At 63.2% G+C, this 25,217-nt stretch carries 23 protein-coding genes and 1 pseudogene; 8 read left to right on the forward strand and 16 right to left on the reverse strand.

Going from position 1 to position 25,217, the window contains the following annotated elements; translation table 11 throughout:
* Positions 1–14: 14 nt before the first annotated feature.
* From BMY71_RS15270 to BMY71_RS15280, 3 genes are all read left to right on the forward strand, one after another.
* A complete protein-coding gene (locus BMY71_RS15270) occupies positions 15–737 on the forward strand; it encodes an ABC transporter ATP-binding protein (protein ID WP_092684832.1) in 723 nt (240 codons plus the stop codon).
* Between the two features lie 20 nt (positions 738–757).
* Positions 758–1,876 carry a cobalamin-independent methionine synthase II family protein gene (locus BMY71_RS15275; RefSeq protein ID WP_092684834.1) on the forward strand — a complete coding sequence of 373 codons (1,119 nt, stop codon included), beginning with the start codon at positions 758–760 and terminating at the stop codon, positions 1,874–1,876.
* 162 nt (positions 1,877–2,038) lie between these two features.
* A complete protein-coding gene (locus BMY71_RS15280) occupies positions 2,039–3,028 on the forward strand; it encodes a glycosyltransferase family 2 protein (protein ID WP_092685017.1) in 990 nt (329 codons plus the stop codon).
* Between the two features lie 30 nt (positions 3,029–3,058).
* On the opposite strand, the gene BMY71_RS15285 is transcribed toward BMY71_RS15280, so the two are convergent.
* On the reverse strand, positions 3,059–4,366 hold the full coding sequence (locus BMY71_RS15285; RefSeq protein WP_092685019.1) for a UDP-glucose dehydrogenase family protein: 1,308 nt from the start codon (positions 4,364–4,366) through the stop codon (positions 3,059–3,061).
* A gap of 200 nt (positions 4,367–4,566) precedes the next feature.
* Here BMY71_RS15285 and BMY71_RS15290 point away from each other — a divergent pair.
* The 3 genes and pseudogenes from BMY71_RS15290 to ahcY all read left to right on the forward strand — a co-directional run bounded on the left by BMY71_RS15290 (position 4,567) and on the right by ahcY (position 8,928).
* Positions 4,567–5,920 (forward strand): annotated as a pseudogene (locus BMY71_RS15290) (hypothetical protein).
* Positions 5,921–5,979: 59 nt separating this feature from the next.
* Positions 5,980–7,176 (forward strand): methionine adenosyltransferase, encoded by a 1,197-nt coding sequence (metK, locus tag BMY71_RS15295; protein WP_092685021.1) that lies wholly within the window; start codon positions 5,980–5,982, stop codon positions 7,174–7,176.
* Between the two features lie 336 nt (positions 7,177–7,512).
* On the forward strand, positions 7,513–8,928 hold the full coding sequence (gene ahcY, locus BMY71_RS15300) for an adenosylhomocysteinase (protein ID WP_092684836.1): 1,416 nt from the start codon (positions 7,513–7,515) through the stop codon (positions 8,926–8,928).
* 197 nt (positions 8,929–9,125) lie between these two features.
* On the opposite strand, the gene BMY71_RS15305 is transcribed toward ahcY, so the two are convergent.
* The 7 genes from BMY71_RS15305 to BMY71_RS24930 all read right to left on the reverse strand — a co-directional run bounded on the left by BMY71_RS15305 (position 9,126) and on the right by BMY71_RS24930 (position 14,241).
* A complete protein-coding gene (locus tag BMY71_RS15305) occupies positions 9,126–10,580 on the reverse strand; it encodes an argonaute/piwi family protein (protein ID WP_092684838.1) in 1,455 nt (484 codons plus the stop codon).
* Entirely contained in the window at positions 10,577–11,896 is a 1,320-nt protein-coding gene (locus BMY71_RS15310) for a DUF4365 domain-containing protein (protein WP_092684840.1), read from the reverse strand. The genes BMY71_RS15305 and BMY71_RS15310 overlap by 4 nt, the downstream gene beginning before the upstream one ends.
* Before the next feature lie 321 nt (positions 11,897–12,217).
* Positions 12,218–12,640, reverse strand: coding sequence for a type II toxin-antitoxin system VapC family toxin (locus BMY71_RS15315; RefSeq protein WP_092684842.1), 423 nt, complete (start codon positions 12,638–12,640; stop codon positions 12,218–12,220).
* The gene (locus BMY71_RS15320) at positions 12,637–12,885 is read right to left on the reverse strand and encodes a FitA-like ribbon-helix-helix domain-containing protein (RefSeq protein ID WP_092685023.1); all 249 of its coding nucleotides are present in this window, start codon (positions 12,883–12,885) and stop codon (positions 12,637–12,639) included. Before BMY71_RS15320 ends, BMY71_RS15315 begins: the two co-directional genes overlap by 4 nt.
* Before the next feature lie 181 nt (positions 12,886–13,066).
* Positions 13,067–13,474, reverse strand: coding sequence for a type II toxin-antitoxin system VapC family toxin (locus BMY71_RS15325; RefSeq protein ID WP_092684844.1), 408 nt, complete (start codon positions 13,472–13,474; stop codon positions 13,067–13,069).
* Positions 13,474–13,731, reverse strand: coding sequence for a type II toxin-antitoxin system Phd/YefM family antitoxin (locus BMY71_RS15330; protein ID WP_092684846.1), 258 nt, complete (start codon positions 13,729–13,731; stop codon positions 13,474–13,476). The genes BMY71_RS15325 and BMY71_RS15330 overlap by 1 nt, the downstream gene beginning before the upstream one ends.
* A gap of 372 nt (positions 13,732–14,103) precedes the next feature.
* A complete protein-coding gene (locus BMY71_RS24930) occupies positions 14,104–14,241 on the reverse strand; it encodes a hypothetical protein (protein ID WP_011440492.1) in 138 nt (45 codons plus the stop codon).
* A 926-nt stretch (positions 14,242–15,167) separates the two neighbouring features.
* Between BMY71_RS24930 and BMY71_RS15340 the strand changes: the two genes are divergently transcribed.
* On the forward strand, positions 15,168–15,377 hold the full coding sequence (locus tag BMY71_RS15340; RefSeq protein ID WP_092684848.1) for a DUF2934 domain-containing protein: 210 nt from the start codon (positions 15,168–15,170) through the stop codon (positions 15,375–15,377).
* Between the two features lie 240 nt (positions 15,378–15,617).
* On the opposite strand, the gene BMY71_RS15345 is transcribed toward BMY71_RS15340, so the two are convergent.
* From BMY71_RS15345 to galE, 5 genes are all read right to left on the reverse strand, one after another.
* Complete coding sequence (locus BMY71_RS15345; RefSeq protein ID WP_092684850.1) at positions 15,618–16,826, reverse strand: O-antigen ligase family protein; 1,209 nt, start codon at positions 16,824–16,826, stop codon at positions 15,618–15,620.
* Positions 16,823–17,842: a glycosyltransferase gene (locus tag BMY71_RS15350; RefSeq protein ID WP_092684852.1), complete on the reverse strand. Its 1,020-nt coding sequence runs from the start codon at positions 17,840–17,842 to the stop codon at positions 16,823–16,825. The genes BMY71_RS15345 and BMY71_RS15350 overlap by 4 nt, the downstream gene beginning before the upstream one ends.
* A gap of 99 nt (positions 17,843–17,941) precedes the next feature.
* On the reverse strand, positions 17,942–18,643 hold the full coding sequence (locus BMY71_RS15355; protein ID WP_092684854.1) for a fumarylacetoacetate hydrolase family protein: 702 nt from the start codon (positions 18,641–18,643) through the stop codon (positions 17,942–17,944).
* Positions 18,644–18,715: 72 nt separating this feature from the next.
* Positions 18,716–20,518: an ABC transporter ATP-binding protein gene (locus BMY71_RS15360; RefSeq protein ID WP_092685025.1), complete on the reverse strand. Its 1,803-nt coding sequence runs from the start codon at positions 20,516–20,518 to the stop codon at positions 18,716–18,718.
* A 226-nt stretch (positions 20,519–20,744) separates the two neighbouring features.
* Positions 20,745–21,758, reverse strand: coding sequence for a UDP-glucose 4-epimerase GalE (gene galE / locus BMY71_RS15365; protein WP_092684856.1), 1,014 nt, complete (start codon positions 21,756–21,758; stop codon positions 20,745–20,747).
* A 187-nt stretch (positions 21,759–21,945) separates the two neighbouring features.
* On the opposite strand from galE, the gene waaC reads away from it, so the two are divergent.
* Entirely contained in the window at positions 21,946–22,890 is a 945-nt protein-coding gene (gene waaC, locus BMY71_RS15370; protein ID WP_092684858.1) for a lipopolysaccharide heptosyltransferase I, read from the forward strand.
* Here the strand turns inward: waaC and BMY71_RS15375 are convergent.
* The 3 genes from BMY71_RS15375 to waaF form a co-directional block, all read right to left on the reverse strand.
* Positions 22,887–23,435 carry a D-glycero-alpha-D-manno-heptose-1,7-bisphosphate 7-phosphatase gene (locus BMY71_RS15375; protein ID WP_092684860.1) on the reverse strand — a complete coding sequence of 183 codons (549 nt, stop codon included), beginning with the start codon at positions 23,433–23,435 and terminating at the stop codon, positions 22,887–22,889. The two genes, waaC and BMY71_RS15375, sit on opposite strands and share 4 nt — an antisense overlap.
* Positions 23,432–24,019: a D-sedoheptulose 7-phosphate isomerase gene (locus BMY71_RS15380; RefSeq protein ID WP_092684862.1), complete on the reverse strand. Its 588-nt coding sequence runs from the start codon at positions 24,017–24,019 to the stop codon at positions 23,432–23,434. The genes BMY71_RS15375 and BMY71_RS15380 overlap by 4 nt, the downstream gene beginning before the upstream one ends.
* A 66-nt stretch (positions 24,020–24,085) precedes the next feature.
* The gene (gene waaF / locus BMY71_RS15385) at positions 24,086–25,162 is read right to left on the reverse strand and encodes a lipopolysaccharide heptosyltransferase II (protein ID WP_092684864.1); all 1,077 of its coding nucleotides are present in this window, start codon (positions 25,160–25,162) and stop codon (positions 24,086–24,088) included.
* Positions 25,163–25,217 lie beyond the last annotated feature (55 nt).

The raw sequence follows: 25,217 nt of genomic DNA on the forward strand, positions 1-25,217 counted from the left end.
GTCTGAGCTTCCAAATGTCTGAGCTGTTGTCGATCGAGAAACTGCGCGCCGGCTACGGCGAGGCCGTGGTGCTGCCTGAGCTGTCGCTTGCGCTCAAGGACGGCGAGGCGCTGGCGCTGCTCGGCCGCAACGGCACCGGAAAGACCACGCTGATCAACTCGATCGTCGGCGTCACCCGACGATTCTCCGGCCGGATCGCGCTCGGCGGCGTCGACGTCACCACGATGCGGCCCGATCAGCGGGCGCGCGCGGGGATCGGCTGGGTGCCGCAGGAGCGCAACATCTTCAAGTCGCTCACCGTCGAGGAAAACCTGACCGCGGTGGCGCGGCCCGGTCCGTGGACGGTGGCGCGGATCTACCAGATGTTTCCGCGGCTCGAAGAACGGCGCGGCAATTTCGGCAATCAACTCTCGGGCGGCGAGCAGCAGATGCTGGCGATCGGTCGGGCGCTGACGCTCAATCCGAAACTGCTGCTGCTCGACGAGCCGACCGAGGGGCTGGCTCCGATTATCGTTGACGAATTGCTAACAGCGCTCGGCGCGATCACCCGGTCCGGCGGCATCTGCACGATCATCGTCGAACAGAACGCGCGAAAAATCCTCGGGCTCGCGGATCGCGTTGTGATATTGGAGCGCGGAGCGATCGTGCATGACGCGACCAGCGCGGCGCTGAAGGACGACCCCGCAACGCTGGAGCGCTACCTCGGCGTTTCTGGCGCCGCCGGCACAAAAAGCTGATCCTGTCTGGGAGTGAATCGATGCAGAGAACCAAAGCCCCGTTCCGAGCCGACGAGGTCGGCAGCCTGCTGCGTCCGCAGAGTATCAAGGACGCGCGCGCCAGGCTCGAGAAGGGCGAAATCTCCGCCGCCGATTTGCGCAGGATCGAGGACATGGAGATCGAGAAGATCGTCCACAAGCAGTCGGCGATCGGACTGAAGCTCGCCACCGACGGCGAATTCCGCCGCTCCTGGTGGCATTTCGATTTCCTCAGCCATCTCACCGGCTGCGAGCTGTACCATCCCGACACCGGAATTCAGTTCGCCGGCGTGCAGACCCGAAACGATTCGATCCGGGTGATCGGCAAGCTGGATTTCCCCGACGACCATCCGATGCTCGAGCATTTCCGCTTTCTGAAGAGGCATGCCGACATCGCGCATGTGACGGCGAAGATGACGATCCCGTCGCCGGCGGTGCTGCATTTCCGCGGCGGCCGCAAGGCGATTTCCAGCGAGGTCTATCCCGATCTCGACGGCTTCTTCGAGGACCTCGCCAGGACCTATCGCAAAGCCGTGAAGGCGTTCTACGACGCCGGCTGCCGCTATCTGCAATTCGACGACACCGTGTGGGCCTATCTGTGCTCGCAGGACGAATTGCAGAAGGCACGGGAGCGCGGCGACAATCCGGACAATCTGCAGCAGATCTATTCGAGGGTCATCAACTACGCGATCGCCGAGCGGCCGTCCGACATGGTGATTACCACCCATGTCTGCCGCGGCAATTTCCGCTCGACCTGGATTTCGTCCGGCGGCTACGAGCCGGTGGCCGAGACGCTGCTCGCCGGCATCAATTACGACGGCTACTTCCTCGAATACGACTCCGAACGCGCCGGCGGCTTCGAACCGCTGCGCTTCCTGCCGAAGGGCAACAAGGTGGTGGTGGTCGGCGTCATCACCTCGAAGTTCGGCGAGCTCGAGAAGAAGGACGACATCAAGCGGCGGCTCGACGAGGCGGCGAAATTCGCGCAGCTCGCGCAGCTCGCGCTGTCGCCGCAATGCGGCTTCGCCTCCACCGAAGAGGGCAACATCCTCAGCGAGCAGGAGCAGTGGGACAAGCTGCGCCTCGCCGTCGAAGTGGCGCAGGACGTCTGGGGCAGATAGCGCCCTGCGGCATGGCGTGCCTCGGTCGATCGTGTCGCTTGAGAGTTCCTTAAGCGGCGCGTCCTTATCATCGCCGGGTTCAAACCCTAACGATTGCTTAAGGATTGCCGCATGGCCGCAGCGCCAGAGACCCGACGCCCGATCCGCGGCGATCTCGCGTCGATGGCGCAGGCGCTGCACGATTTCGCCGAGCAAGAGTTTCCGCAAGCCGCCGCCCAGCCGCGCGTCGCGGTGCTGGTGCCGTGCTTCAACGAGGAGGCGGCGGTCGCGACCGTGGTCGCGGATTTCCGCCGCGTTCTGCCGGACGCCGCGATCTACGTGTATGACAACAATTCGACCGACCGCACCGCCGAGGTCGCACGCGAGGCCGGCGCCGAGGTGCGCCGCGAGCGGCGGCAGGGCAAGGGGCAGGTGGTGCGGCGGATGTTCGCCGACATCGACGCCGACGTCTATCTGCTGGTCGACGGCGACGCCACCTACGACGCCGCCAGCGCGCCGAAGATGATCGCAGCGCTGATCGACGAGCATCTCGATATGGTGGTCGGATCGCGGATCGATCAGGCACGCGGCGCCTGGCGTCCCGGCCATCGCACCGGCAATCTGTTGCTGACCGGGTTTCTCTCGGCGGTGTTCGGCCAGGCCTTCAAGGATATCCTGTCCGGCTACCGGGTGTTCTCGCGCCGCTTCGTCAAGACCTTCCCAGTGCTGTCCGACGGCTTCGAGATCGAGACCGAGCTCAGCGTGCATGCGCTCGAACTGGCGATGCCGGTGCGCGAGATCGAGACGCCGTATTTCGAGCGGCCGCACGGTTCGTTCAGTAAGCTCAACACCTGGCGCGACGGCTTCCGCATTCTCGGCACCATCCTGAAGCTGTATCGCTCGGAGAAGCCGTTGCGGTTCTTCGGCTCGATCTCGCTCGGCCTCGTGATGCTGTCGCTCGGCCTCGCGACGCCGGTGATCGTGACCTATCTCGAAACCGGCCTGGTGCCGCGGCTGCCGACCGCGGTGCTGTCGATGGGGCTGATGATCGTCGCCGTGCTGTCGGTTTCGTCCGGCCTTGTGCTCGACACCGTGACGCGCGGACGCCGCGAGATGAAACTGCTCGCCTATCTCGCGCATCCGGCGCTCGGCGAGACCCGCCGCGACGGGTAGCTCGACCGCGTCGTCGTCCGAGCCGAACCCTTACGAGGGCCGGCCGATGCCGTGATAGACGAAGCCGTGCTCCGCCATCTGCTCCGGGCGGTACACGTTGCGCAGATCGACGATGACCGGTTGCTTCAAGGTCTGCTTCAGTCTGGCGAGGTCGAGCGCGCGGAACTGGACCCATTCGGTGACGATGACGAGGGCGTCGGCGCCCTGCGCGCAGTCATAGGCGTCGGTGCAATAGGTGATATCCGGCAATTCTTCGCGCGCCTGCGCCATTCCGGCGGGATCGAATGCGCGCACCGTCGCGCCCATGTCGAGAAGGCCGGTCACCAGCGGGATCGACGGCGCCTCGCGCATGTCGTCGGTGTCCGGCTTGAACGTCAGCCCGAGCACCGCGACGGTCTTGCCGCGCAGGCTGCCGCCGAGCGCATGCAGAACCTTGCGCGACATCGCGCGTTTGCGGTTTTCGTTGACGGCCAGCACCGCTTCGACGATCCGCAGCGGCGCCTCGTGGTCGAGACCGATCTTGACCAGAGCGCGGGTGTCCTTGGGGAAGCACGAGCCGCCGAAGCCGGGGCCGGCGTGCAGGAATTTCGCGCCGATGCGGTTGTCCATGCCGATGCCGCGGGCGACGTCCTGCACGTCGGCGCCGACCTTTTCGGCCAGATCCGCCATCTCGTTGATGAAGGTGATCTTGGTCGCGAGGAAGGCGTTGGCGGCGTATTTGATCAGCTCGGCGGTGCGCCGCTCGGTGTACATCAGCGGCCCCTGGTTCAGCGACAGCGGCCGATAGATCTCGCCGAGCACTTTGCGCGCGCGCTCGTCGGAGGTGCCGATGACGATGCGGTCGGGAAACTTGAAGTCGCGGATCGCCGCGCCCTCGCGCAGAAACTCCGGGTTGGAGGCAACGGCGGCATCCGCCTCGGGATTGGTCTCGCGGATCAGCCGTTCGACCTCGTCGCCGGTGCCGACCGGCACGGTCGACTTGGTGATGACGACGGTGAAATCCTTCAGCGCGGCGGCGATCTCGCGCGCCGCTGCATAGACGTAGCTGAGGTCGGCATGGCCATCGCCGCGGCGCGACGGCGTGCCCACCGCGATGAACACCGCTTCGGCTTCGCCCACCGGCACGCTCAGATCGGTGGTGAAGCCGAGTCGCCCCGCCTTGACGTTGGCCGCCACCAGTTCGTCGAGCCCCGGCTCATAGATCGGGATTTCGCCCCGATGTAGCGCGGCGATCTTGTCGGCGTCCTTGTCGACGCAGACGACGTGATGGCCGAAATCGGCAAAGCACGCCCCCGACACCAGCCCCACATAGCCGGTTCCGATCATCGCTATTCGCATCATACGCTCATTCTGCTGGCACGCCCGGCGGATCGTCGGCGCCGGGGCCTCTTAGCAGAAAGACCAGTGTTTCCAAATGACGGTGCATGAATTCCATGGGGGTGGCCGAGGTTTTGTCCGGCGATCGCCCGGTTGCATTCCGGCGGTGGGCAGGTGATGGTGCGCTTCCTGTCCGATTCCGTTCTGCCCACCGCCGAATGATGAAAAACGACCAGCTCCTCAGCCGGATTTCCGACTATTGTCGTCAGGCGGGCATGGCCGAGACCACGTTCGGCCGCCGCGCTGTCAATGACGGCAAGCTGGTGCAGCGGCTGCGCGAGGGCAAACGCATCACCGTCGATACGCTGGAGCGGATCGAGGCGTTCGTCGCGGCGGGGCTGGGAACCGCGCCGCCGCCGCGGGGGCTGGTGGTGCCGCCGGAGCGGCGCGACGCCCGCGGCAACTTCCGGTTCTTCGAGAATCGGCAGAAGTATCTGCTGTTCGTCCACACCTGCAGCGAAAAGCGGGTGGTCGCCGACCGGGTCGCGCTGGAACTCGCCAGCATCCATCCCCGGCCGCCCGCGCTGCGCGTGTTCGACGCCGGCTGCGGAGACGGGACCGTGCTGGCGCGCGTTCTGCGTGCGATGCATGGCCGGTTCCCGCATATGCCGTTCTATGTTGCGGGCAAGGAACTCAGCGTTGAAGACGTCCGCCTGACGCTCGACAAGGTCCCGGACCGGCTGTTCGAGCACCCGGCGACGGTTTTTGTTCTCACCAATATGTATTACGCCGAAGCGCCATGGCTGACGCCGGCCTCGCCGACAGCGGCGGCCGGGATGATCTGGCATGAAGTGCCGTTGCGCGGCGCTTCATCCGGCGAGTTTGAGACCCAGATCGCCGAATTGGCGCCGTTTCTGCAGGAAAACTGGCGCGCCAGCGTCAGCCCGCGCTCCGGAATGCCGGTCTATGAGCGGCCGGTGGCGATCGTTCTGTATCGCGAGGACCATCGCTTCCTGCTCGATTCGGTGATCCCGCGGGCAGGGCGGACCGAGGCGAATTTCGACCTGATCATCGCCTCGCAGCCCTATCGGGCCAAATCCAGCGTGAATTTTCGCGCCAAACGCATCATCGCGCCGCTGGCGCGTGCGTTGCGGGCCGGGGGGGCGGCTGATCGGAATTCACTCCCACGGGCACGATCCGGGGCTGGAAATCGTCCAGTCGGTGTGGCCGGAGGAAAACCCGTTCTCAGTGAGCCGCCACGAACTGCTACGTGCGGTCAAATACGAGCTCGGATCGGCCGGAAGGGACCTCAACTTTAACGCATATGCGGATAGCCGGTCGATCTTTCGTTATGATATGGAAGCCCTGCCAAACGAGGTCACCGGGTCGATTGGCAATTCGACGGCCTTTGCAGCCTGGAATGCGGCGGTGTATGTCGCGCAGATCGAGGATGATCGGCTTACCGAGATGACCCAGGGCGGCCAGTATCTCGATGCTACCAGGGAAGTTCTGCGCAAGCACAGCGGGCTCTGGTTTTACGACGAATCCTACGTCATCTCGCGCCGTCGCGACTGACATTTCAGGGATATCATTCACGAAAGCGCCGCCGGATCCGGCGGATACAGGGGTTGGTGATGCGCGCGTCTTACATGTTCACGAGTGAGTCGGTGTCGGAAGGACATCCGGACAAGGTCTGCGACCGGATTTCCGACGAGGTCGTCGATCTGTTCTTCCGCGAGGGGCCGAAGGCGGGGATCAGCCCCTGGGCGATCCGCGCCGCCTGCGAGACGCTCGCAACGACCAACAAGGTCGTCATCGCCGGCGAGACCCGCGGACCGGCCTCGGTGACCAACGACCAGATCGAGAGCGTCGTCCGCGCCGCGATCAAGGACATCGGCTACGAGCAGGAAGGCTTCCATTGGGAGACCTGCGACATCGAAATCCTGCTGCATCCGCAATCGGCGGACATCGCGCAGGGCGTCGACGCGCTGCAGCCCGGCACCAACCAGGAAGAGGGCGCCGGCGACCAGGGCATCATGTTCGGCTACGCCACCAACGAGACGCCCGACCTGATGCCGGCGCCGATCTTCTATGCCCACAAGATCCTGCGGCTGATCTCGGAAGCCCGACATTCCGGCAAGGAGAAGGTGCTGGGCCCGGACTCCAAGAGCCAGGTCACCATCCAGTACGAGAACGGCAAGCCGGTCGGCGTCCGCGAAATCGTGGTGTCGCACCAGCATCTGGTCGAGGACATGACCTCGGCCCAGGTCCGCGAGCGGGTCGAGCCCTATGTCCGCCAGGCGCTGCCGGCCGACTGGATCACCGACAAGACGATCTGGCATATCAACCCGACCGGCAAGTTCTACATCGGCGGCCCCGACGGCGACACCGGCCTGACCGGGCGCAAGATCATCGTCGACACCTACGGCGGCGCGGCCCCGCATGGCGGCGGCGCGTTCTCGGGCAAGGATCCGACCAAGGTCGACCGCTCGGCCGCCTACGCCTCGCGCTATCTCGCCAAGAACATCGTCGCCGCGGGCCTCGCCGACCGCTGCACCCTGCAGCTCGCTTACGCCATCGGCGTGGCGCGGCCGCTGTCGATCTACATCGACACCCACGGAACCGGGAAGGTCTCGGAAGACAAGCTCGAGAAGGCGGTCGCCGAGGCGATGGACCTGACCCCGCGCGGCATCCGCACCCATCTCGACCTCAACAAGCCGATCTACGCCCGGACCTCGTCCTACGGCCATTTCGGCCGCACGCCCGACGCCGACGGCGGCTTCTCCTGGGAGAAGACCGATCTTGCCGACGCCCTGAAGCGCGCGGTTTAAGAAGACGTTCCGCCTCTCCGGCCGATCGCCGGGGAGGCGTCTGCCGTCATCCTGAGGTGCTCGCCGTGTTCGGCGAGCCTCGACGGATGACCCAGCGAAGTGCCCGCAGCGCTCCTTCGAGGCGCGCACGAGAGCATGATCCCGGAAAGCGGATGCCGGTTTTCGGAAAAGATCATGCTCGGACAGGAATCTCGAACGGGATGATGATTCGAGGAAGCATCGTCCCGCTCGAGCGTGCGCCTACCTCAGGATGACGTTTCGTTTGCGGTTCGTCACAAAACGTTCGATTTCGCTTCGTATCGACGTTTCCGAATTACTCCGTTCAGGAAAGTACTCATGACCGCCAAGTTCACCGATTACATCGTCAAGGACATCGGCCTCGCCGAGTTCGGCCGCAAGGAAATCTCGCTGGCCGAGACCGAAATGCCCGGCCTGATGGCGACGCGCGAGGAATATGGCCCGAAGCAGCCGCTGAAGGGCGCCAGGATCGCCGGCTCGCTGCACATGACGATCCAGACCGCGGTGCTGATCGAGACGCTGACGGCGCTCGGCGCCGACGTGCGCTGGGTGTCCTGCAACATCTATTCGACCCAGGACCATGCCGCCGCGGCGATCGCCGCCGCCGGCATTCCGGTGTTCGCCATCAAGGGCGAGAGCCTGGAGGACTATTGGGACTACACCGCCCGGATGTTCGACTGGCACGGCGGCGGCACCCCGAACATGATCCTCGATGACGGCGGCGACGCCACCATGTACGTCCATCTCGGCCTGCGCGCCGAGAACGGCGACACCGCGTTCCTCGACAAGCCCGGCTCCGATGAGGAAGTGATCTTCTTCGCGCTGCTGAAGAAGCAGCTCAAGGACAAGCCGAAGGGTTACTTCGCCGAGATCGCCAAGAACATCCGTGGCGTCTCCGAGGAAACCACCACGGGCGTGCATCGCCTTTACGACATGCAGAAGGCCGGCACGCTGCTGTGGCCGGCGATCAACGTCAACGACTCGGTCACCAAATCGAAATTCGACAACCTCTATGGTTGCCGTGAATCGCTGGTCGACGGCATCCGCCGCGGCACCGACGTGATGATGTCCGGCAAGGTCGCGATGGTCGCGGGCTTCGGCGACGTCGGCAAGGGCTCGGCGGCGTCACTGCGCCAGGCCGGCGCCCGCGTGATGGTGTCGGAAGTCGATCCGATCTGCGCGCTGCAGGCGGCGATGGAAGGCTATCAGGTCGTGACCATGGAAGATGCGGCGCCGATCGCCGACATCTTCGTCACCGCCACCGGCAACAAGGACATCATCACCATCGAGCACATGCGCGCGATGAAGGATCGCGCCATCGTCTGCAACATCGGCCACTTCGACAACGAGATTCAGATCGCGCATCTGAAGAACCTGAAGTGGGACAACATCAAGCCGCAGGTCGACGAGATCACCTTCCCGGACGGCAAGCGGATGATCCTGCTGTCCGAAGGCCGCCTCGTGAACCTCGGCAACGCCACCGGCCATCCGTCCTTCGTGATGTCGGCGTCGTTCACCAACCAGACGCTGGCGCAGATCGAACTGTTCGCCAACAACAAGGACGGCAAGTACAAGAAGGAAGTCTACGTCCTGCCGAAGTCGCTGGATGAGAAGGTCGCGCGCCTGCACCTCGCCAAGATCGGCGTCAAGCTCACCGAACTGCGCAAGGACCAGGCCGACTACATCGGCGTCAAGGTCGAGGGCCCGTTCAAGGCGGATCATTATCGGTATTGATGGGGGAGGGCGGCGGTCGCTGCGCTCGCCGCCATCTCGCACTGCCGCTGTCGTTATCGCACAGCGTCATGGCCGGGCTTGACCAGGCCATCCATCGGAAAAACGAAGCCCCGGAGCGATGCTCCGGGGCTTTTCGCTAGCTAGAAAAATCGACCGCGACAAGGTGTTCGAAGTAGAGGCGCTTTTCACCTGAGCTGTTAGATATAGCGAGCGTAGTCCGAGCTGATCTTCTGATTTGTTGTGTACTTCAGTACTTCGCCAACTGCACGGGCAGCGCGAATTGGAATTGGTAACTTCTGATTCATTTGTGTGGAATTCCAATTGACTTTGGTTAGAGCCAATACCTCTCCTGCGATCTGTGCGACTGTGCTGTCACTCCCTTGGTATGGGCAAAGCAGAAGTGGGCGCGGGTCGTACTGACCTGGATAAGTCCCATAGTAAGGAATGCTTCCATTTGTATAAAGTAGGCCCTTTCCGTCCAGCTCCACAAAAGTTCCTCTCATTACTGGATAGTTTCCATCCCGAAGTACTTTTACGGAGTATGATTCCTGGATCCAAACGAGATCACGAAGTTCGGCGCCCGCTTCGTCAATCGCGTCAAAAATGCCTGCCGCCTCTTCTTCTCGAAACTGAGAAGTCTTGAAGACTATGACACGTGCAGGGTAATGTTTGTGGTGGTTCTTGTAGGCCGACAGTGCATCTCGGATGAGTTCAAAGGCGTCCTCCCGAGTCATGTAAGGATGGCGCCCTCGACTCTCAGTCTGCGATCGCTTTCCTCTGAGAATAAAGCCGCGACCTCTTTCATCAAACATCTGCGCCGCGCTTGTGAATAGCTGTTGGCCACCCACTTCGCGGTAGAAGCTAATGCCGATATAGCAAGCTCTGAACTCGCCGTCCTGAGGCATCTTTCGCCAAGGGATGCGTCCAGTCCCTTTGTAATAAAGCGTGGTAAGGAGATTCCATGTTCGATCTGCTTGCTCTTGGATCTTTCTGGATCGACTTTCTTTGACCTTCAGGGGAATCTTGGCGCTCTCATCAAGTACGTCTTCCCACACGATCTGAATCGGAAAGCTAAGCCCCATCGCTTTTGCTTTGAGCATTCCGCGAAAGTCTGGCGCGTCCGAGCCGCCACTATCATCCTTCTCGACTGTGGCCTTGGAATCGACCTTCGCATTCCAAACGCGCTCGATCAGTTCGACGGGTAAGGCGATAATCGCCACGTGGGGGCGGCGGCTGCTCTCGTCGAGAGTCTCAAGCTGTTGAACGATCTCATCGACAGCTAATTCCACGGCCTTTGTGTGATTGGGCTCTTTCCTAATCTTATCAATTTTGGACTGAGAAATTGCCGCCGTCGCCCCCTCCTCGATTTCGAATTTGCAGCGGAAGGGATTTCTATTTCCCAGGCCAGGAAAATCTGGATGTAGATTAGGATGCTTCTCGCCGCTGCCGGTAAAGCCGGCCGATGCGTCCGCAAGAAATTCCTTCGTATTCTCCACAGTCTTGGCGCTGCCAACAACTGCGATTTTAATGGCGTCTCCTAAAGGGGTTTGAAGAGGTCCAGCTTCGAACAGTCCTAGTCGGGGGTCCGGATGATGATGTTTGTCACCAAACTCAAGGTGGGGTTCGTCGAATATCTTCGTTTCGAATCTCATCCGAACATGCGCTCCTGTCCATCATCTGATTCAGTGGTGCGCCTCTTTTGAGCTCCCCAAACGTCCTCAGGTACTCGCGTTGAGAGAGTGACCGTAGGAGGCTCGCCAAACCTCAATCGCTGCTCTGGTGCCGGTGTTGCAAAGAGGCTCTCTTGATCGCGCTCGGACTGAGTCAGAAAGCGATGCCACATAATGACTTGCCCTCGTAGCGATGCGCTGTTGTCCAGCCGTTTCTTGCCAGCTAACAGTGCGGATGGATAGGAATGCGGGATAAATCCATTAGTTGTGAAGAAATAGGTAGGGCTAACAATAAGGTACCATTGATCGTAGAGTAATTCAAATCGCGGGATGAAGGCGTGGTGCCGAACAAAATCGATCTTGCTCTTTTCAATTTTGTTCTCGGACACGTTCACTATTTCGGTTGAAGTTCTCTTTTTCGATGCCCCGTAAGAAAATGAGCGCGGTGTGTTTTCTGAGAAGGCGCGAGCGTAATATATCTTTCGCTCTTTATCCCATGATAGGTCTTTGCGAAATTGATGGTCCAGCGTCTTGCGCAGCAAGAAAGAGAAATTATTCCGTTCGTGGCTATCTTCGTGAAATGCTAGGAAAGATGTTGCTATCGCTTCCACTTGATCGGGATCGACAATGTGGCGGCAGACTGATTCACGGGGGTCGCTAAATGACCAGAATGTTTCGCCTTTGATTGCCCAATCGAAGCGAGGTTCGTCTCCTTCTAGAAGAATCGCAGCCGCCTTCTTGGGCGTGTAAGGAGTAGACGAGACGAATAATTCTGATGGGTATTGCACTGGCAGGATGTTAACCAGCGCGTCTTCGCCGCCCCCAATTGGGGGGACATAGTAACCGAATCCAGCTTTTGGGACGGTTAGAGCGGCCAGTCGATCGACGGCGCGTTCATCTAGTACATCAACGATCTTATCGAATTGAAGTCTACGATCGTCATCGTCGACCTTGCCGGCAATTTCCTTCCAATAAAAAGTATCATCTGATTTCCGGTAGAGAACTATAATTACAGGAAGGTTCGATCCTCTCCAATACGCCAAGTCGGTTGAACGTAATAGGTAGCTGAAGCTGGTCTCATCTTCAGAGGTGTATCGCGCTGCTTCGGTGGCTTTGACCTGAACTGCAATCATTCGGGCCAGAGGCTTACCTTTGTCCATGACCTCCGCAATTCCATCGACCCCAGCTTCCAGGCGCGAGCGCCCGTCGAATTGGAAGCCGATGTGAAGGAAGCGCAGACGAACCGAAGTCTCGCCGATTTCTCCCAAGAGCTGGCTGGAGGTAATTTTCTTGGTCATGCTGAAATATAGAACAATTCGGGAACACTGTTAAGCGGCATTTGAAGATATTGATAGCTTTATGCGAGATTTCGCTTTGTTTTGGACTTGTAGTATCGTGATACCTGGCAGAGGGATTGATGTTGCCCGCAGTCTCCAGTTCGGCGGGCGGCCGATGATAACTTCATCGGCCCGTAGGGCGGCCGAGTGCGGTGTCATTTGCCATTGCACCCGGACAAGCCCCGCGGCTGTTCGGCGGGTTACGCCTTCGGCTAGCCCACCCTACGAAGAATGCGCTTGCTGTCGCGGATGTCGCTGCGCTCATCCAAGCTACGTGGACCGCTACCTCCCCCTCCAGGGATCAACCACCGTAATCCCGCACTCGGCGAAATCCGCAACATTGCGCGTCGCCAGCCGGGCGCCGCGGGAGCGGGCGATGGCGGCGATCTGGGCGTCGATCTGACTGATGGGTTGGCCGCTGTGTCGCCGGCTCGCCGCGATGGCCGGGTAGGCGTCTGCGGCGTCGGTGTCGAACGGCAGCACGCGACCGGCGAGGTCGCTCTCGAAGATCGGTCGCGCGGCGGCGATCAGGTCGTCGCGGCGGCGTCCTTCCGGCAGCAGCGCCAGGCCGTAGAAGATCTCCGCCTGCGTCAAGCTCGTGGTGAACAAGCCGGCGATCGGTTGTTCGCCGATCCATGCCATCACCGCGGCATCCGGCTTTGGACGCATCAGCTCGGAAATGACGTTGGTATCAAGGACGATCATTCGCCGAAATCCGGCGGCTGCCGGATCGCCTCGCGCGGCGTGTCGGGGAGGTCGACGCCGCCCGTCGCCGCGAACCGCTCATGGATGACTTGCGCGAGATTGCGCGCGCGCGGCTCGTCGGTCGACAGCGCCGAACGCAGGATGTCTCGCGCCTCGTCTTCCATCGAGCGCCCGTTGACGGCGGCGCGCACCCGCAGCCGCTGCTTGATGGCGTCGTCGATGTTCCGGATCGTCATCACCGCCATGCCGGCCTCCATCAGTCAATGACTGCAAAATAGTCATTGATGGGCAGGCGAGCAAGCGTTGAAGAGGCGACATCTTAAGGTTCGGCGTAGCCCGTAGGGCGGATGAGCGTAGCGTCATCCGCCATTGCGCCGAGACAAGCCCTGCGGCTGTTCGGCGGGTTACGCCTTCGGCTAACCCGCCCTACGAACTGAACGGATCGACCACCGCCGCCCCTGTCGGTGCGAAATCCGAGACGTTGCGGGTCACCACGGTGAGTCCGTGTTCGAGTGCGGTGGCGGCGATCATCAGGTCGGCGCTGTCGTTGCCGAGTGCGGCGCTCAGCGCCCCCCAGCGCCGGGCCGCGCGCAGATCGAACGGGACGATCCGCTCGCCATAGACGGTCAGAACGCGGTCGAGCCAGGCGGCGAGGGCGCGTGCGAAGTCCGGGTCGGTCGTGCGCTGCCGCGCGATGCCGCGCTCGATTTCGCCGATGCTGATGACGCTGAGGAACAGGTCGGCCGTTCGCTGCCGCTCGAACCACGCGACGACCTGCGGGTCGCGCTGCCGCTTGCGCAGTTCGGACAGCGTCACGGTGTCGATCAGAAACATCACAGATCGAGATCGCGCATGCGCACGTCGGCGCGCGAAAAGTCGCGGTCGTCCTGCGGCATCGCCAGCAGCACATCGGCGAACGACGGCGCGTGGGCGCGTTCGAGCTGTTGCAGGCGTTGGTATTCGGTCACATCGACGACGACGACGGCAGGCTTGCCGTGCTTGGTCACCGTCTGCGGGCTGCGCCGTGCCGCCTCGACCACCTCGCTGAAGCGGTTCTTGGCGTCCTGCACCGACCAGCTGCGCTCGGCCATGGGGCGGATCTTTCTGGCTAGATTATCTGGCCAGAATACGGCGATGGTCGATCGCGGTCAAGCCATCGCTGCGCGGTACTCACCAGAGCCCGTAAGGCGGATGAGCGCAGCGTCATCCGCCATTACGCCGAGACAAGCCCTGCGGCTGTTCGGCGGGTTACGCCTTCGGCTAACCCGCCCTACGAAGAATGCGATCGCCGTCCCGGATGTCGCTGCGCTCATTCGGGCTACAGATCGCGACAAGTCGCGGCGCTGCGATTCATCACGGATCGCGGTGATGATGGATTCCTGGTTCGCGAGCTACGCTCGCGCCCCGGAATGACGGACGAGAGGTGACGCGCCCGTCCGCGGGCGCGCTCGTCTCGTGCGCTGTTACTTCTTCTTGCCGGTGCCACCCTGCGTCGGCTGCCAGCCGCCGGTCTTCTGGCTCGGGGCGGCGGCGATGGTCTTGGGCTTTTCCTTCTTGGGTTTCTTGGTCTCGCGATTACCCTTTTGCTCGCCTTTGGCCATCGTGGTCTCCTGTTCGACTGGGATTGAGGACGTCTGCTGCCGATCGCGACGGCGGAACCGCTTGCGATTCGCGTCGCGCGGCATTGGTGGCGCCATCGTGCGCCCTTTGCGGCCGCGGTGCCACGGATTTCGCGCGCGCCGCCATCGTCAGCGCCCGGTCGCGTTCAGCGTCGGCGCGGCCGGCTGCGGATCGGAACCGGACGCGCTCGAAAGCGTCGCTTGACAGACGCATCGAAATAGGATTATAGTCCGCTCATCCCGCCCCAATGAGAGGGGCGTTTCGCGATCGTCACGATCCGCGGGGCGGGAGGCGGTGGACGCAGTCGGCGTCGGCCGAAGCGGCGTTGCGGGATCGGCCGCAACCCGCCCGGCAGACGACACGCCGAACGCGGACGGCCGAAGTCGCGTGGTCCTGACGTCGCGATGCTGACGTCATGTGGGAGGTGGAGGCCCCGGCCTGATGCCGACAGCGGGGATCTCTCAATCACCCACGAGCGGTGGCGAAACAGCCGTCCACCGGGGAGAGCGCGAAATAGGCGTTAACCCACCGCGCGCGGAACGCCGGATGTTCTCCGGTGTGACCGTGGTTTCGAACTCGTGTGCTTTTTCACTTTGCACACGAGGCCGCGGGTGCATCGGGCACCCGGCGTTCCGCGCGCCCTCTTCTCGAGGAGGGCGAAACGAACGGCGCAAACCTCGGGCGCATCGCGCCGCGAGAACGCGGAGGCGTGGGTGGTTGTGTGTGGGTGGTTGTGATGGGGCTGTGACCATCGCGCGCAGCCGGTAGCAAGTGGCGTCGCGATCGCCAGCCGTCCCGTCGTTGCACGTCATTTGACAGGCGCACGCATCGCGCTGCAAATTCCGCCGATTCAAATTTTATTAACCGCACGTCGGCATCGTCTCCCGCAACGCAACAGGAGTATTCGATGCAGGATTTGGAACAGGCGATCCGCGAGCGCGCCTATCATCTCTGGAACGACGCCGGCCGCCCGGACGGCAACGCTGAAGGCTTCTGGCTGACCGCTCAACGCGAGCTGCTTGCGCAGTCGTTGGCGCAGATCACGCCTGTCAAACCGACCGCGTCCAAGAAATCCGCGAAGACGACCGCGACGCCGCGCAAACGCAAGGTCGCTTGAACGCCGCCGGATCGGAGGTCGCCAAGATCGGCGATCTGCACTGACCAAACTGGATCCGTGACCCGTCAGTCGCGGTTGGATGGATTGGGGTGCGAAACCCGTCGCAACACCCGCGGCCGAACGCCGCTCGAAAAACACATCGAACTCGGAAAAACGCCGATCCGACCCGCTCCGGCCGCGCCGCTCTCGCGGGAGCCGTTGGGCAAGGGGGCATTCAGAGACCCGCCGGGTCGGCGTGAATCAAGCTTTGGCCTCGATCGAACGCGAAGCCGCCGCAGCCTCGTTGCGGAATGCGGCGGTTGCGACGCAGCCGATCGGCAGCAGCAGATAGATCCATTGCCAGTTGGCAAGTTCGACCAGCAGCACGCCCTCGACCAAACCATGAACAAACACGTACACAGCCATACTCAAGGCGAGCACGTCCCCGCCACGCCAAGCGATCGGCACCGCCGACTTCACCATCACGAACAGAACGCCAGCCCAGGCAAGGCACGCGGGAATCCCCGCATACAACAGAGCGATCAGAAACATATTGTGCGGATTGTCGATGGGCGATCCCGCGATCTCGAACACCAGCGCGAATTGCCGATCGATCCCGATGCCGCGCCAAATATGCTCCGAGATCGGCTGCCAGAATGCTCGCCAGACCTCGAACCGTGCGGAGTCGCCTCTCGTGAGATAATTCAGTGGTTGAATGAACCCCGCGGCAGTTGCGGCAGCCATGACGACCGGCAGGGGGATGGTCAACAGCAACAAGGCTTTCAGAGATCGGCGTGCGAGAAGGGCAACGAAGCAGGCGGTGATCACAGCCAGAAGGGTGGCGCGACTGAGCGAAAAAACGATCTCGATCGAGAGTCCGAACAGCAGAACTGCAATCAGATATCGCAGCGGCCCGTTCCGGCAATTCAACAAGGCGCTGACGAGCAACAGCGTCGCCACGCCGGTCACAGCCGCTCCGGTATTCGAGTTCGACCACATGAACAGCGTCAACCGGCCGCCGACGAACTCCGTTTGTCCCCATAAGGACAGGACAAGTGCGATGAAAAGGCTCCCTCCCAACGAGAGGCTCGCCAGGAGTTCTGTGCGGTTGCGGTCGTGTTCAAGAAGCCAGGCGATCAGCGTCACAAAGGACAATTCAGCCAGAAGGTTTCGCGCGTAGTATATCGTCCACGCCGGAGTGGTGTGCCCGTTCCAGAGCAGCGAAAACCACAGCGTCGCAAAGTAGACGGCGAGTGCGATGAGTACACCGTTCCGCGCCAGCTGTTTCGCCTCCGCAGCGGTGATCGCCAGAAGAAACGGCACAAGCAGCAGAAGATAGTAGTAATTCTGGGTGATCGATTTTCCGTAGAAAACCAGCAGCACGAAGAAGCCCGCCAGCACCCAGGCGAATGGATACTTCTCCCGAAAGAAACGTCGCGTGATGGTCAGCCGCTCCGATAGTGTCGTCATCGACGCGTTGCATGCCCCTGGATCAGATTGAGGAAGCGATGGGCGATGGCGTTGACGGAAAATTCCGGGCGCGCTGCATGGTCGAGCGCGAATTTGGATGTTTGCCGGTAGAAATCCTCATCGAACCACAATTTGTCGAGCGCCGCGGCCCACTCTCCGATCGGCGCATCGCGTGCCACGACGACGCCGCCGGCGCCGACCGCTTCGGGCATGCCGCCGCTGTCGCTGACCAGAGCCGGGATGCCGCTGACCTGAGCTTCAGAAATCACCCGTCCCCACGCTTCCTCCCAAAGGCTCGGCGCAAGGATCAGCCGTGTATTGGCGTAGATCTGGCGCATGTCCCGCACCGGCGGACGCAACTGGATGTTGCCATGATGGGCGATCCTCTGCTGCAGATATTTGCGAACCCGTGCGCGCAAGTGCCATGCCTCGACGAATTGGAAGCCGATTTCGGGCCTCCGCGCCGCCAGTTCGAAGGCGATCTCGATTCCCTTGCGCGGAATTGGATTGACGAAGGTGATCAAATTGCCAGGCGCGGGGACCCGATAGGAGGCCGGATCAATCAACACGGGCAGCACGGTGGCCTCGATGTCGATGTTGCGTAGCGCCGCGGCGACGCTGCTTGAGCAAGCCGCGTAGGCGTCCGCGCCACCCTTGACCTGTGCGACCGTTCCGGTGTCGTGCAGGTAAGCCAGAACAGGGATATCCGCCGACTTCAGCGCCGCGACCATGCCGGCGATATCGCCGAATTGCACCACGGCGAGATCGGGCCGATAGCTCTGGCATACGTCTCGCACCGCGCCAAGCGGATCGTCGACGCGCGTGACCGGATAGCCGAGATCGACCTTGCGCGCCCATGGCATCAGCCGCGTGAGCCCGCTGCGAAGATCTCTGCACAGCACCATCACCTCGTGTCGGCGCGCGATCAAAGCCCGGCATAGAGCGTCGGTATTCGTCAGCCCGCCGCCGAACTCATGAGGTAGATAGGGAACAGTCTGGCTGAACAGAATGCGCATCGGCTACCTGGTAGCGACCCCAGCACGGGCTGGTATAACTAAGTTCTTATGCCAATTGGTAAAGGCTTGCCAGCGGCAAGCGGAGTTGTCGGTCGCAACTCACATCGCCTTGCCGATCGTCACCTTCAGCGTACCGAGGCCGTCGACGCCGCATTCGATCTTGTCACCCGGCACGAGCGCGGCGACGCCGGCCGGGGTGCCGGTCATGATGATGTCGCCGGCGCCGAGCTGCACCTGCTGCGACAGCCTGGAGATGATCTCGGCGACGTTCCAGATCATCTCGGAGAGATCGCCCTTCTGTCGTTCGGCGCCGTTGACCGACAGCCAGATCCGGCCTTTCGCCGGATGGCCGATCTCCGACGCCGGGCGCAGCGCGCCGCAAGGCGCCGAGAGGTCGAACGATTTGCCGATCTCCCAGGGCTGTTCCTTCTTGCGCGACGCGGTCTGCAGATCGCGCCGCGTCAGATCGATGCCGACGCCGTAACCCCAGACGTGATCGAGCGCGGTGTCGACCGGAATGTTCAGCCCGCCGCTTTTCAGCGCCACCACCAGTTCGACCTCGTGCTGCATGTCCTTGGTCAGCGTCGGGTAGGGGATGGTGGCGCCGTCGGGCGCGACCATGTCGGCGTGCTTGGCGAAAAAGAACGGCGGGTTGCGCTCGTCATTGCCGAGTTCGCGGATATGCTCGAGATAGTTGCGCCCCACGCACCAGATCCGGCGCACCGGGAAGGTCTTGCTGACGCCGTGCACGGCCAGCGCGGGTTGCGCCGGAGGCGCGATCACGTGGTTGGCATTGCTCATGACTGACCTTCGCCGTTGGGGATTGCAAATCGAGTGATCGGCGCGGAAGCGCGAAACGTCGTCTTCGTGAGTCTAGATCGCGGTGTCTGCGGGCGCCAGCGGCGCGGCGTGGCGCTGCTGCAGACGGAAGAACGAGGCGTAGCGGCCGCTGCGCCGCAACAAATCGTCGTGCCGGCCTTGCTCGACGATCTCGCCGGCTTCGACCACCAGGATGGCGTCGGCGTGCATGATGGTGTGCAACCGGTGCGCGATCACGATCGTGGTGCGGTTGAGGCACAAACGTTCGATCGCTTCCTGCACAAGCTTTTCCGATTCGGAGTCGAGCGCCGCAGTCGCTTCGTCGAGCAGCACGATCGGCGCATCGCGGAGCAGCGCGCGCGCCACCGCGATCCGCTGGCGCTGGCCGCCGGACAGTTGCGCGCCGTGTTCGCCGACCGGCGTGTCGTAGCCGAGCGGGAAGCTCATGATGAAATCATGCGCATGGGCAGCCTTGGCGGCGGCGACGATCTCGTCCTCGCTGGCGCCGATCTTGCCGAAAGCGATGTTGGCGCGGATGCTGTCGCGGAACAAATAGACGTCCTGGCCGACATAGGCGGTCTGCTGCCGCAGCGACCGCCGCGACACCGCCGCGATCGATTGGCCGTCGATGCGAATGTCGCCGGAGCCGGCTTCGTACAGCCGAAGCAGCAGCGCCAGCACGGTCGATTTGCCGCCGCCGGAGGGGCCGACCAGCGCGGTCATCTTGCCGGGCTCGGCCGTGAAGCTCATGTGATTGAGCACCGGCTCGTCGGGACGATAGGCGAAGCAGACGTTGTCGAACTCGACGCGCGCCACGGTCAACGCGAGGGGCGGCTTGTCGCTGTCGTCGGGCTCGCTCTGCGGGCTGTCGACGATCTCGAGCAACATCCGCGCGCCGACCAGGGCGCTGTTGAGCTCGATGTTGAGCCGCGCCAGCCGCTTCGCCGGCTCGTAGGCCAGCAGGAACGCGGTGAGGAAGGAAAAGAACTGCCCCGGCGTCGCGCCGGTCGCGACCACGCGGTAGCCGCCATACATCAGCGAGGCCGCCACTGCGAAGCCGCCGAGCGTCTCCATCAGCGGGCTGGACCGATTCGAGACTCGCGCCATCTTGTTGGCGTTCCGCTCGACCGCGCTGATGCTGGCGTCGATCCGTTCGCGCATGGTCTGTTCGAGCGAGAACGCCTTCACGGTCCGGATGCCCTGCAGCGACTCCTGCATGGTCTCGAGAATTTCGGCGTTACCGGTGAACTGGGTGTAGGCGAGGCCCTTCACGCGCCGCACCAGCTTGCGCAGCACGAACACCGCCGGCGGCGCGATCAAGAGGCCGAACAGCGCCATGAACGGGTCCTGCGAGACCATCACGATGACCAGAGCGATCAGTGACAGCAGATCGCGGCCGACCGCGTTGATCAGCAAATTGAGGACCTCGGTGACCGAGTTCGCGCCGGATGTCAGGCGCGCGAGAAACTCCGAGGAGTGCCGCTGCGAGAAGAAGCCGAGGCTCTCGTGCATCAGCTTGGCGAACAGCCGCCGCTGATTATTGGCGAGGATCGCGTTCCTGATCTGGGTCAGGATCACTGACTGGCCGTAGGTCGCTGCCCCCTTCAGCGTGAAGATCGCGAGACTCACGACCGACAGGATCATGATGCCCTGCAGATTGCGGTCGACATAGGCCTGGTTGATTACCTGTCCGAGCAGATAGGCCGACAGCGCCGTCGCAGCCGCGGCCACCGCCATCAGGCTGAAGGCCAGCAGATAGCGACGCCAATAGACTGAGGCCTGTTCCATCACCAGACGACGCACGAGCTGCGCCGCGCCGTAGGGATCGTCCGTTATCTTACGTGGGGCGTCGGTCATCCGCGTTCCATCGACGGCGTCGAACAGGTCGCGCGCGTCCGAGCATGTTTCGGCAAAGTGCCAACCGGTTTGCCGAAAGACAGTGCTCCAGTCCATGAGGCTGCCCGTATCCTGATCACAAAACCGGGTACAGTTGTGCGGGATCCGCGCGGGCGTGCGTAACGAACGCCTCCTTGCCCTTGATGGACCGGGTTTTCAAGCCAAAAGCTAGGGAAGCGGGGCTGACTTAAGCTGGAATCGCTTGCCGTTCAAAGCCTTGGCGCTGCGCGACCAGCTTGCGCTCCCATCCCAGCGCATCCGCCGCGATGGTGTCGAGGTCGTCGTAGCGCGGCGTCCAGTCCAGAGTCGCGCGTATCCGGCGCGTGTCGGCGACCATCGCCACGATGTCGCCGGGCCGACGGGCGGCGGTGGACACCGCGAAATTGCGACCGGCGACGCGCCGCACCGCCTCGATGGTTTCCAGCACCGAATAGCCGCGGCCGTAGCCGCAGTTCAGCGTCACCGGCGTGCCGCCCTGGCGCAGATAGCCGAGCGCCGCGCCATGGGCTTGAGCGAGGTCGCTGACATGAATGAAGTCGCGGATGCAGCTTCCGTCGGGCGTCGGATAGTCGGCGCCATAGACCTCGACCAGCGGGCGCTGGCCGGTCGCGGCTTCGACCGCGATCTTCATCAGATGCGTCGCGCCGGCGGTTGCGAGCCCGATCCGCGCCTGCGGGTCGGCGCCCGCGACGTTGAAGTAGCGCAGCGCCACGTAGTTCATGCCGTAGGCCGATGCGGTGTCGTGCAGCATGATCTCGGTCATCAGCTTGGAACAGCCATAGGGCGACAGCGGTCGGGTCGGCGCTTCTTCCGGGACCGGCGTGCGGTCGGGATTGCCGTAGACCGCTGCGGTCGAGGAGAAGATGAAGTTCTTCACGCCGCACGTAACTGCTGCGCTCAGCAGGTTGCGCGAGGTCATGGTGTTGTTGCGATAGTAAGCGAGCGGATCGCGCATCGAGTCCGCCACGATCACCGAGCCGGCGAAATGAATGATGGCGTCGACGCCGTGATTCCTGATCACGCCCTCGACCAGATTCTCATCGCCGGCATCGCCGATGAACAGCGGCACGCCTTCCGGGATGAAGCTGGAGAAGCCGGTGCTCAGATTGTCGATCACCACGACGCTTTCGCCGGCCTCGACCAGCGCCAGCACGGTGTGACTTCCGATGTATCCGGCGCCGCCGGTCACGAGCACGGTCATGAAGGGCTCCCGTGTTGAGGTTGCGGATCTGCGCCCGCGCGGTCGGCCTCAGTCTTTCGTCAAACGGTGGACTTGCGGTGTAGCCAAGCCCCTGATCTTCGCGATTTTCCAGCGCTCCACAGGGGGAATCGACAATATGGTTGCCAAACTGTAACGAGTGCCGCTGTTGTGGCGGCCATCGGCGGCAATGTCGGACATTCTCATCATCAAGACTTCCTCGCTCGGCGACGTGGTGCATCAGATGCCCGCGATGACCGATGCCGCGCGCGCGGTTCCCGGATTGCGGCTGTTCTGGGTGGTCGAGGAATCTTTCGCGCCGCTGGCGCAATTGCATCCGTCGATCGCGGAGGTGATTCCAGTGGCGACGCGACGCTGGCGATCGAAGCTCGCTTCGCGCGCGACCTGGCGCGAGATCGGCGCGTTCAATACGCGACTGCGCGAGCCGGATTTCGACAAGGTGATCGACACGCAGGGGTTGATCCGCTCCGCGGTGATCGCGCGCCTCGCGCATGGCGAACGTCACGGCTACGATGCCGACAGCATCCGCGAGCCTCTCGCTGCGCGGTTCTACGGCGTCACCCACGCCGTAAGCCGCGACCTCCATGCGGTGGCGCGCAATCGCTTGCTCACGGGTCACGCGCTCGGCTATCAGCCGCCCGCAAAAATCGACTACGGCCTGATCCGCCCGCCGCGCGCGGAGGAAAACGGCTACGCCGTGCTACTGCACGGCACTTCGCGCGCCTCCAAAGAATGGCGCGCGGAGGACTGGATCGAGACCGGCCGCTGGCTGCAGAAGCGCGGAATGCAGGTCGTGCTGCCGTGGGGCACCGAGGCAGAACGGCAACTCGCCGAAATGCTGTCGGGCGCGATCGAAGGCAGCCGCGTGCTGCCGCGGCAGCGCCTCGATCTCACCGCGCAGGTGATCGCCAATGCGGCGCTGGTGGTCGGCGTCGACACCGGTCTGATGCATCTGGCCGCTGCCTATCGGGTGCCGCTGGTCGGCATCTATGTCTCGACCGATCCGGGGTTGACCGGTCCGGTCGGCAGCGGTCCGATGAGCGTGCTGGGCGGCAAGGCCGGCGCGCCATCGGCCCGACAGGCGATCGAGGCTGCCGAGCGCCTGCTCGATTAGTTCGATACGGCGCCGCGGGCCATTCGATCGAGCACTTGCACGACGAACGCGTCGATATCGTCGCCTTCGAACAAAAAGCCCGGAATGCCAGCGGCCCGCGCCGCCTCGATGTCGATGTCACTGTCGCCGATCACGAAGCTGCCCTGCAGTGACACCGGCCAAGCGCGCGCCAGATCGAGGATCATGCCGGGCTTCGGCTTGCGGTCGTCGCTCGCCCTTCGGTAGGCCTCGACGACGCCCTCTGGATGATGCGGACAATAGCGAATGTCGTCGATCCGCGCGCCTTGCGGACGCAATTCGTCCAGCATCCAGCGATGCAGGGCCTGCACGTCGTCCTCGCTGAACATTCCGCGCGCCACGCCGGACTGATTCGAGATGATGAAGACGTAGTAGCCGGCGTCGTTCAACCTGCGGATCGCCGCAGCGATCCCGGGCATCCAGCGAAACCGCTCGCGCGTGCCAACGTAATGGTCGTTGTAGTTGATGACGCCGTCGCGATCGAGGAATGCGGCCGGCCGCAGCGGCGCTGTGGAGCTCGACGTCATGCCTTTGTCGCGCCGAGCACGCTTTCGATCTCGTCGCAGATTGCGTGCGCGGCCATCAGATGGATCTGCTGAACCAGCGCGGTCTCGGCGCCGGGCGCCACCAGCAGATGATCGCACCACGCGGCCATCGAGACGCCGCTCGGCCCGGTCATGCCGATGGTGACCAGGCCGCGTTCGCGCGCCATCTTCAACGCGGCGAGAATGTTGGGTGAGCGGCCCGACGTGGTGATGCCGATGAAGACATCGCCGCGCTGGCCGAGCCCCTCGACCTGCCTCGCGAACACCCGATCGAAGCCGTAGTCGTTGGCGATGGCGGTCAGCGCCGAAGTGTCGGTGGTGAGCGCGATCGCCGGCCACGCGGGTCGATCCCGCTTGTAGCGCCCGATAATCTCGGCGGCGATGTGCTGGGCGTCGGCGGCGCTGCCGCCATTGCCTGCGATCAGAATCTTGCGACCGTCACGCAGCGCCGCAATTGAAGCCGCGGCGATCGCGCGTGACGCCGACAACACGGCCTCGTCGCCCACCGCCGCGGTCATCGCGACGAGTGAGTTGTGAAAATGCGCGGCGATCCGGTCCTGGCTCACGTGACACCTGAAAGCTGAAAGGCACTGGTTAAGCGCAGGGCAGGGACGGGCGCAAGTCGCGCGGCGCTACTGCGCCGGGGCGAGGCCGGCCGCGCCGAGCGCCCGCAGCGCCGCGGTCATGACATCCTCGACCGGGATGTCGCGCATGCATTTGTGGTGCACCATCCGGCAGGTCGGCTTGTGACAGGGGCGGCAGGGCACGTCGGTTGTGGTCTCGATCACCGCCTCGATCGGGTTCAGCGGCGCGTAGTGCCAGGCGCTGGTCGGGCCGAAAATCCCGATGGTGCGGCTGCCGATGGCCGCTGCGACGTGGAGCAGGCCGGAATCGTTGGAGATCACCAGATCGGCCGCCGCCAGCGCCATGATGCCGTTACGCAGATCGGCGCCGGTGAGGTCGCGCGCGCGGGGACCGGCCATCGCCACGATCTCGGCCGCCTTGTCTGTCTCGCCCGGCCCGCCGATCACCCAGACCGCGAAACCGCGGTCCGTGAGCGCTTTCGCCGCCTCGGCATAATAGGTCCAGCGCTTCGAGGGCCCGACCGCGCCCGGCGCCAGCGCCACGGCGGCCTGACCTTCCAGCCCGTTCGCCCGCCGCCAGGCGGCAATTTCGGCCTCCGGCACGACGAGCTGCGGCTCCGGCCAGTCCATCGGGAGTTCGATTCCGGACGGCAGCGCCAGTGCGGCGCAGCGGTCGATCATCCGCGGCAGCGCCTTCTCGCCGCGTCGCCAGTCGTTGAGCAGGCCAAATCGGACCTCTCCGATGAAGCCGGTCCGGTTCGGGATACCGGCGAGGAACGGCGCGATTGTGGATTTGAAGGTGCGGGGCATCACCAGCGAATCGCCGTAGCGCTGTTCGCGGAGTCTGGCGGCGAGGGCCCGCTGCTGGTCGAGCGCGAGCTGCTTGCGCGGCAGGTCCCATACGATCCCTTGGCGCACGCCCGGCATGTAATCCACCAGCGGGGCGCATAGCGTCGTGGTCAGGACGTCGACCGGTCGGTCGGGCCAGCGGTCCTTCAGCACCCGCACCACGGTATGGCAGCGCACGAAATCGCCGATCCACATATAGGGGATCAGCAAAACCGGGCTGGTCTCAGAGCGGTCGACCGCCGTGGCCAGGCTCAATTTGAGTGAATTGTAATTCATTACGCTGCGGGCGGAGTCTCTAATACCCCGAGAGGAACGCGGTGATGCCGGTTAG

The sequence above is a fragment of the Rhodopseudomonas pseudopalustris genome (assembly GCF_900110435.1).
Classification (GTDB): domain Bacteria; phylum Pseudomonadota; class Alphaproteobacteria; order Rhizobiales; family Xanthobacteraceae; genus Rhodopseudomonas; species Rhodopseudomonas pseudopalustris.

Bases quoted from the DNA above. Each gene is read 5' to 3' on its own strand.
- BMY71_RS15330 (WP_092684846.1), bottom strand. From the start codon at position 13,731: ATGGCCGAGCGCAGCTGGTCGGTGCAGGACGCCAAGAACCGCTTCAGC.
- BMY71_RS24930 (WP_011440492.1), bottom strand. From the start codon at position 14,241: ATGGCCAAAGGCGAGCAAAAGGGTAATCGCGAGACCAAGAAACCCAAG.
- BMY71_RS15360 (WP_092685025.1), bottom strand. From the start codon at position 20,518: ATGACCGACGCCCCACGTAAGATAACGGACGATCCCTACGGCGCGGCG.
- BMY71_RS15350 (WP_092684852.1), bottom strand. From the start codon at position 17,842: ATGCGCATTCTGTTCAGCCAGACTGTTCCCTATCTACCTCATGAGTTC.
- ahcY (WP_092684836.1), top strand. From the start codon at position 7,513: ATGACCGCCAAGTTCACCGATTACATCGTCAAGGACATCGGCCTCGCC.
- BMY71_RS15320 (WP_092685023.1), bottom strand. From the start codon at position 12,885: ATGGCGGTGATGACGATCCGGAACATCGACGACGCCATCAAGCAGCGG.
- waaC (WP_092684858.1), top strand. From the start codon at position 21,946: ATGTCGGACATTCTCATCATCAAGACTTCCTCGCTCGGCGACGTGGTG.
- BMY71_RS15315 (WP_092684842.1), bottom strand. From the start codon at position 12,640: ATGATCGTCCTTGATACCAACGTCATTTCCGAGCTGATGCGTCCAAAG.
- BMY71_RS15270 (WP_092684832.1), top strand. From the start codon at position 15: ATGTCTGAGCTGTTGTCGATCGAGAAACTGCGCGCCGGCTACGGCGAG.
- BMY71_RS15355 (WP_092684854.1), bottom strand. From the start codon at position 18,643: ATGAGCAATGCCAACCACGTGATCGCGCCTCCGGCGCAACCCGCGCTG.
- BMY71_RS15345 (WP_092684850.1), bottom strand. From the start codon at position 16,826: ATGACGACACTATCGGAGCGGCTGACCATCACGCGACGTTTCTTTCGG.
- waaF (WP_092684864.1), bottom strand. From the start codon at position 25,162: ATGAATTACAATTCACTCAAATTGAGCCTGGCCACGGCGGTCGACCGC.
- galE (WP_092684856.1), bottom strand. From the start codon at position 21,758: ATGACCGTGCTCGTGACCGGCGGCGCCGGATACATCGGAAGTCACACC.
- BMY71_RS15280 (WP_092685017.1), top strand. From the start codon at position 2,039: ATGGCGCAGGCGCTGCACGATTTCGCCGAGCAAGAGTTTCCGCAAGCC.
- BMY71_RS15375 (WP_092684860.1), bottom strand. From the start codon at position 23,435: ATGACGTCGAGCTCCACAGCGCCGCTGCGGCCGGCCGCATTCCTCGAT.
- BMY71_RS15340 (WP_092684848.1), top strand. From the start codon at position 15,168: ATGCAGGATTTGGAACAGGCGATCCGCGAGCGCGCCTATCATCTCTGG.
- BMY71_RS15275 (WP_092684834.1), top strand. From the start codon at position 758: ATGCAGAGAACCAAAGCCCCGTTCCGAGCCGACGAGGTCGGCAGCCTG.
- metK (WP_092685021.1), top strand. From the start codon at position 5,980: ATGCGCGCGTCTTACATGTTCACGAGTGAGTCGGTGTCGGAAGGACAT.
- BMY71_RS15285 (WP_092685019.1), bottom strand. From the start codon at position 4,366: ATGCGAATAGCGATGATCGGAACCGGCTATGTGGGGCTGGTGTCGGGG.
- BMY71_RS15325 (WP_092684844.1), bottom strand. From the start codon at position 13,474: ATGTTTCTGATCGACACCGTGACGCTGTCCGAACTGCGCAAGCGGCAG.
- BMY71_RS15305 (WP_092684838.1), bottom strand. From the start codon at position 10,580: ATGAGATTCGAAACGAAGATATTCGACGAACCCCACCTTGAGTTTGGT.
- BMY71_RS15310 (WP_092684840.1), bottom strand. From the start codon at position 11,896: ATGACCAAGAAAATTACCTCCAGCCAGCTCTTGGGAGAAATCGGCGAG.